At 53.8% G+C, this 939-nt stretch carries 1 protein-coding gene; it reads right to left on the bottom strand.

Going from position 1 to position 939, the window contains the following annotated elements; all coding sequences use genetic code 11:
• Positions 1 to 57: 57 nt before the first annotated feature.
• Positions 58 to 939: sodium/glutamate symporter (gene gltS, locus ACTHSP_RS20890; RefSeq protein WP_440346874.1), on the bottom strand; the 882-nt coding region annotated here is incomplete at its 5' end.

The following is a 939-nucleotide window of genomic DNA, read 5'->3' as shown; positions in this document are numbered from 1 at the left end:
ATAACAAAAGCACTTGCAGCAAGTAAATGCGGCAAGTGCTTTTCTATGTCAGACGTATCAGCCTTTGATGACGCTGATGAAGCCGGAGAGGATGGCGGCGTTGAGCAAGTCAACGAAGAACGCACCCACCATAGGCACAATCAAGAAGGCTTTGTGAGACGGGCCAAAAGTTTGGGTAATGGACTGCATGTTGGCAACGGCAGTCGGGGTGGCACCCAAACCGAAGCCGCAGTGACCGGCTGCCAATACGGCAGAGTCGTAATCGCGACCCATGAAGACGTAGGTAACGAAAGTGGCGTACAGAATCATCACGACGGTTTGTACGGCCAAAATGATGGTCACAGGACCTGCCAGACCGGTCAATTCCCACAGTTTCAGGTTCAGAAGGGCCATAGACAGGAAGAGGGACAGGGAGGCGTTACCGAATACGTCGATGGCACGGTCAAACATATTGACTTTGAAAGCTGCGGTCAGGACGTTGCGGATGACTACGCCTGCAAACAGACACCATACGAATTTAGGCAAATCGAAGAAGGCTTTGTCGTAGTTGTCCACGATTTCGGCAAATGCCAAACAGCCGGCAAACATAGCTAGGGTTTCGACAGCGGAGTCAGCCGTAATCAGGCGGGTGCGCTGTGCTTGTTCGAAGATGTCGTCGGCAGCATCGTTGTCGTCGGATTTGGCAGTTTTGACGACAGGTTTACGGCCCAATTTGTTGATCAGACGGCGTGCAACAGGACCACCGATCAAACCGCCGAATACCAGGCCGAATGTTGCAGAAGCCATACCTAAGCCGGTTGCGCCGGTCAGGCCGAATTTGCTTTCAAAGTCAGGACCCCATGCACCGGCAGTACCGTGACCGCCGGTCAGGGTAATCGAACCGGTAATCAGGCCAATCAGCGGATCCAAGCCCAATGCGCTCGCCAAGCCGACACCGAC

It is taken from the genome of Neisseria sp. P0001.S005 (assembly GCF_051963715.1).
The sequence above is the reverse complement of the archived record's forward strand: the minus strand, read 5'-3'. Positions and strand labels throughout refer to the sequence as shown.